General features: G+C 70.1%; 5 protein-coding genes. 3 read left to right on the forward strand and 2 right to left on the reverse strand.

Features of this window, described 5'->3' with window-relative positions; all coding sequences use genetic code 11:
- Window positions 1-216: 216 nt before the first annotated feature.
- The gene (locus tag ACLU3S_RS35565) at window positions 217-426 is read right to left on the reverse strand and encodes a hypothetical protein (protein WP_413956102.1); all 210 of its coding nucleotides are present in this window, start codon (window positions 424-426) and stop codon (window positions 217-219) included.
- Window positions 427-556: 130 nt separating this feature from the next.
- Between ACLU3S_RS35565 and ACLU3S_RS35570 the strand changes: the two genes are divergently transcribed.
- On the forward strand, window positions 557-1,531 hold the full coding sequence (locus tag ACLU3S_RS35570) for a carbohydrate kinase family protein (protein ID WP_413956103.1): 975 nt from the start codon (window positions 557-559) through the stop codon (window positions 1,529-1,531).
- A gap of 9 nt (window positions 1,532-1,540) precedes the next feature.
- On the opposite strand, the gene ACLU3S_RS35575 is transcribed toward ACLU3S_RS35570, so the two are convergent.
- Window positions 1,541-2,917 carry a cysteine desulfurase/sulfurtransferase TusA family protein gene (locus tag ACLU3S_RS35575; RefSeq protein WP_413956104.1) on the reverse strand — a complete coding sequence of 459 codons (1,377 nt, stop codon included), beginning with the start codon at window positions 2,915-2,917 and terminating at the stop codon, window positions 1,541-1,543.
- A gap of 281 nt (window positions 2,918-3,198) precedes the next feature.
- Between ACLU3S_RS35575 and coxB the strand changes: the two genes are divergently transcribed.
- A complete protein-coding gene (gene coxB, locus ACLU3S_RS35580) occupies window positions 3,199-4,158 on the forward strand; it encodes a cytochrome c oxidase subunit II (RefSeq protein ID WP_413956105.1) in 960 nt (319 codons plus the stop codon).
- A partial coding sequence (locus ACLU3S_RS35585; RefSeq protein WP_413956106.1) for a cytochrome c oxidase subunit I occupies window positions 4,155-5,264 on the forward strand: 1,110 nt, incomplete at its 3' end. The genes coxB and ACLU3S_RS35585, both read left to right, overlap by 4 nt.

Genomic DNA, 5,264 nt, shown 5'->3' on the forward strand with positions numbered 1-5,264 from the left:
CGGCCGGACCGCTCGGCCAGGTCCCGGGCGCCGGTCTCCGGCTCCTCGGCCGCACCCTCGTGCGCCGCCTCGGGAACCTCCGCGTCCCCGGAGTCCTCGGGCCGCTCCGTGTTCACCGCATCGCTCCTCGCTGGGTCGTATCCCGCATCCCCGGTGCGGGGACGGCGATGGGACGCGGGAGGGGAGCGCGCGGTTCCCGGGAGTGCGCCCCGCGCGTCAGTCGCCGTAGTCGGACATCGCGTCCAGCAGCCGGGCGGACCGCACGGGCACGGTCACCCCGTGGATGAGGGACGGCGGCACCGGCCGGGATGCGGGGTGCTGGGGGGCCGTCCAGTGCGGCGCCATCCGGGCGCAGTCGCCGCGCAGCGAGGCGAGGTCGCCGTCGAAGTCGGCCGGGGCGTGGGAGGTGGCCTTGAGGTTCGTCATGACGGCACCGTAGGCATGACAAAGGCCGCGAAGAAAGATCTACTATCGGGTAGTTTTGCCAGCTTCAGTGGCGGCCCGCGACCCGGTAGCGTGAACTGTCAACCCAGCCTCCCGCAGGAGAATCCCCGTCGTGCGCATCGCAGTCACCGGCTCCATCGCCACCGACCACCTCATGACCTTCCCCGGTCGCTTCGCCGACCAGCTCGTCGCGGACCAGCTGCACACGGTTTCGCTCTCCTTCCTCGTCGACAACCTCGACGTGCGCCGCGGCGGCGTCGGCGCCAACATCGCCTTCGGCATGGGCCAGCTCGGCACCCGGCCGGTCCTGGTCGGCGCGGCCGGCTTCGACTTCGACGACTACCGGGCCTGGCTGGAGCGGCACGGCGTCGACACCGACTCGGTCCGCATCTCCGACACCCTGCACACCGCCCGCTTCGTGTGCACCACCGACGCCGACCACAACCAGATCGGCTCCTTCTACACCGGCGCCATGAGCGAGGCCCGGCTCATCGAGCTGAAGACGGTCGCCGACCGCGTCGGCGGCCTCGACCTGGTGCTGATCGGCGCCGACGACCCCGAGGCGATGCTGCGGCACACCGAGGAGTGCCGTGCCCGCTCCATTCCGTTCGCGGCCGACTTCTCCCAGCAGATCGCCCGCATGGGCGGCGAGGAGATCGCCATCCTGCTGGAGGGCGCGACCTACCTGTTCTCCAACGAGTACGAGAAGGGCCTCATCGAGTCCAAGACCGGCCTGAGCGACGCCGAGATCCTCGCCAAGGTCGGGCACCGCGTCACCACGCTCGGCTCCCGGGGCGTGCGCATCGAGCGCGTCGGCGAGGACCCGATCGAGGTCGGCTGCCCGGAGGAGGAGCGCAAGGCCGATCCCACGGGCGTCGGCGACGCCTTCCGCGCCGGTTTCCTCTCCGGCCTCGTCTGGGGGGTCTCCCTGGAGCGCGCCGCCCAGGTCGGCTGCATGCTCGCGACCCTCGTCATCGAGACGGTCGGGACGCAGGAGTACCAGCTGCGCCGCGGCCACTTCATGGAGCGCTTCACCAAGGCGTACGGCGACGAGGCCGCGGAGGAGGTCCGGGCGCACCTGGGCTGAGCCGGCCGCTCAGTCCACCCGGCGGACCAGGTACGCCGTACCCCGGTCCGCCGGTTCCTCGCCCAGGTACTCCTGCCCCCGCATCGCGCACCACGCCGGGATGTCCAGGCGGGCCGCCTCGTCGTCGGAGAGCACCCGTACGGTGCCGCCGACCGGCACCTGCCCGAACACCTTGGCCAGTTCGATGACCGGGATCGGGCAGCGCTTGCCCAGGGAGTCCACGACGAGCTCCTGTGGACCCGCCTGCGTGGTGGGCGCGGGCGCGCCCAGCTTCTCCCGCACCCCGGCCACGGCCCCCGGCAGCACCGTCAGGAACCGCTCCACGTCCTCCTCGGCCGTCCCCGCCGACAGGGACACCCGCACGTTCCCCTCGCTCAGCACCCCCATCGCCTTCAGCACATGGCTGGGTGTCAGCGTGCTGCTCGTGCAGGACGAACCGGACGACACGGAGAAACCCTCCCGGTCCAGCTCGTGCAGCAGCGCCTCCCCGTCGACATAGAGACACGAGAAGGTGACGACGCCGGGCAGCCGCCGCTCGGGATCGCCCACGACCTCCACGTCCGGCACCAGCTGCGGCACCCGCGCCCGGATCCGCTCCGTCAGCTCCCGCAGCCGTACCGCCTCCTGGGCCGCCTCCGCCCGCACCGCGCGCAGGGAGGCCACCGCCGCCACCACGGCCGGGATGTTCTCGAACCCGGGCGCCCGCCCCGACTCCCGCTCGTCCAGCGGCCCTTGGGCGGCGAACCGCACCCCCTTGCGCACCACGAGCAGCCCGACCCCGGAGGGCCCGCCCCACTTGTGCGCACTGGCCGCGAGCAGCGACCAGTCGCCCTCCACCGGTCCCCACCCCAGCGACTGCGCCGCGTCCACCAGCAACGGCACCCCGGCCGCCCGGCACACCTCGGCCACCTCCGCCACCGGCTGCACGGTCCCCACCTCGTGGTTGGCCGACTGCAGGCACGCGAGGGCGGTGTCCGGGCGCAGGGCACTCGCATAGGCCGACGGTGCCACGGCGCCGGCCCGGTCCACCGGCACCTGCGTCACCGCCCCGCCGTCCGACTCGAACACCTCCGCCGCATGGAGGACGCAGGAGTGTTCGACGGCTGACACGATCAGGTGGCGTCCGACCCGCCGCCGCCCGGCCAACGCCCCCGCGACGCCCGTGTGTACGGCCCGGGTCCCGGACGGGGTGAAGACCACCTCGTCGGCCCGGCACCCCACGGCCTCCGCGGCCGCCTCCCGGGCGGCGTCCAGCAGGATCCGGGCCTTGCGGCCCTCCCGGTACAGGCGCGCGGGATCGGCCCACCCCTCGTCCAGAGAGGCCAACAGCGCCTGACGCGCAACGGGATGGAGCGGGACGGCGGAGGCAGCGTCGAAGTAGGCCATACGGCAACGCTAGACCGCCGGTCGGGACAGTGCCCAAAAGGGGCGCGGGGCGGCGGCATCGGCGGCTTCGCCGCGGGGCGCGACCTGCCACAACGGACCCGCCGCCGCCAATTCAGCGAACCACCCGCTCCAGTAGGCACCCCTCCCCGCGAACCCTCGAAGAGGGTGGGCTAGGGTTTGGTCCGCATAAACATCCAAACCCCTGCCCGACGCAGGGCGGCGACCGACCAGCGAGAAGGCCGCAGCCGACCGCGCGGGCGAGACTCTCGGGAAGGCGCTACGTGAGTCCCAACGGCTCCGACCGCTCGCCGCGGCGCCCGATGCGGCGGAAGCTGCTGCAGGCACTGACCGCGGGCCTGGTCCTGGCGACCGCAACCGGTTGCACATACAAGGACTTCCCCCGCCTTGGCATGCCCACCCCGACCACGGAAGAGGCTCCGCGGATCCTCTCCCTGTGGCAGGGCTCCTGGGCTGCCGCGCTCGCCGTCGGCGTGCTGGTGTGGGGCCTGATCCTGTGGAGTGCTTTCTTCCACCGGCGCAGCCGCACCAAGGTCGAAGTACCTCCGCAGACCCGGTACAACATGCCGATCGAGGCCCTGTACACGGTGGTCCCGATCATCATCATCTCGGTGCTCTTCTACTTCACGGCCCGGGACGAGTCGAAGCTCCTCGACCTCTCGAAGAAGCCCGACGTCACGGTGAACGTGGTCGGCTTCCAGTGGAGCTGGGGCTTCAACTACATCGAGAACGTGCCCGGTGTCTCCGGCGACGCCAGGACCGACAAGAACCTGAACGCCATTCCGGACAAGTTCAAGAAGGAGTTCCCGGCGAACGCCGGTGGCGTCTACGACGTCGGCACCCCGGGCACCCGGAACCCGCAGACCGGCAACCCCGGCCCGACGCTCTGGCTCCCCAAGGGCAAGACGGTCCGCTTCATCCTCACCTCCCGTGACGTCATCCACTCCTTCTGGGTGGTGCCGTTCCTGATGAAGCAGGACGTCATCCCGGGCCACACCAACGCCTTCCAGGTGACCCCCAACAAGGAGGGCACCTTCCTCGGCAAGTGCGCTGAGCTCTGCGGCGTCGACCACTCCCGGATGCTGTTCAACGTGAAGGTCGTCTCTCCGGCAGCGTACGAGAAGCACCTCAAGGAGCTCGAGGCGAAGGGACAGACCGGTTACATTCCGGCCGGCATCGCGCAGACGAGCCACGAGAAGAACCAGAGGACGAACAACCTGTGAGCATCCTCAACGAACCCCAGGGTGCCGCGGCAGCTGCAGGCTCGTACGCTGACGAGCTGCCGGTCAGGCGCAAGGAGCCCGGCAATGCCGTGGTGAAGTGGCTGACGACCACCGACCACAAGACGATCGGCACGCTGTACCTCGTGACGTCGTTCGCGTTCTTCCTGATCGGCGGCGTGATGGCGCTGCTGATGCGCGCCGAGCTGGCCCGGCCGGGTCTGCAGATCCTGTCGAACGAGCAGTTCAACCAGGCGTTCACGATGCACGGCACCGTGATGCTGCTGATGTTCGCGACGCCGCTGTTCGCCGGCTTCACGAACTGGATCATGCCGCTGCAGATCGGCGCGCCGGACGTGGCGTTCCCGCGGCTGAACATGTTCGCCTACTGGCTGTACCTGTTCGGCTCGCTCATCGCGGTGGGCGGCTTCCTCACCCCGCAGGGCGCGGCCGACTTCGGCTGGTTCGCCTACGCCCCGCTGTCCGACGCGGTGCACTCGCCGGGTGTCGGCGGCGACATGTGGATCATGGGTCTGGCCTTCTCCGGCTTCGGCACGATCCTCGGCTCGGTCAACTTCATCACCACGATCATCTGCATGCGCGCCCCGGGCATGACCATGTTCCGCATGCCGATCTTCGTGTGGAACGTGCTGCTGACCGCCGTGCTGGTCCTGCTGGCCTTCCCGGTGCTGGCCGCCGCGCTGTTCGCCCTGGAGGCGGACCGCAAGTTCGGGGCCCACGTCTTCGACGCCACCAACGGCGGAGCCCTGCTGTGGCAACACCTCTTCTGGTTCTTCGGCCATCCCGAGGTGTACATCATCGCGCTGCCGTTCTTCGGCATCATCAGCGAGATCATCCCGGTGTTCTCCCGCAAGCCGATGTTCGGCTACATGGGCCTGGTCGCCGCGACGATCGCCATCGCCGGTCTGTCCGTGACGGTGTGGGCGCACCACATGTACGTCACCGGCGGTGTGCTGCTGCCGTTCTTCTCCTTCATGACCTTCCTGATCGCCGTGCCGACCGGTGTGAAGTTCTTCAACTGGATCGGCACCATGTGGAAGGGCAGCCTGTCCTTCGAGACCCCGATGCTGTGGGCGACCGGCTTCCTG

The organism is Streptomyces sp. AF1A (genome assembly GCF_047340315.1).
Taxonomy (GTDB): Bacteria; Actinomycetota; Actinomycetes; order Streptomycetales; family Streptomycetaceae; genus Streptomyces.

Bases quoted from the DNA above. Each gene is read 5' to 3' on its own strand.
- ACLU3S_RS35565 (WP_413956102.1), bottom strand. From the start codon at position 426: ATGACGAACCTCAAGGCCACCTCCCACGCCCCGGCCGACTTCGACGGC.
- ACLU3S_RS35575 (WP_413956104.1), bottom strand. From the start codon at position 2,917: ATGGCCTACTTCGACGCTGCCTCCGCCGTCCCGCTCCATCCCGTTGCG.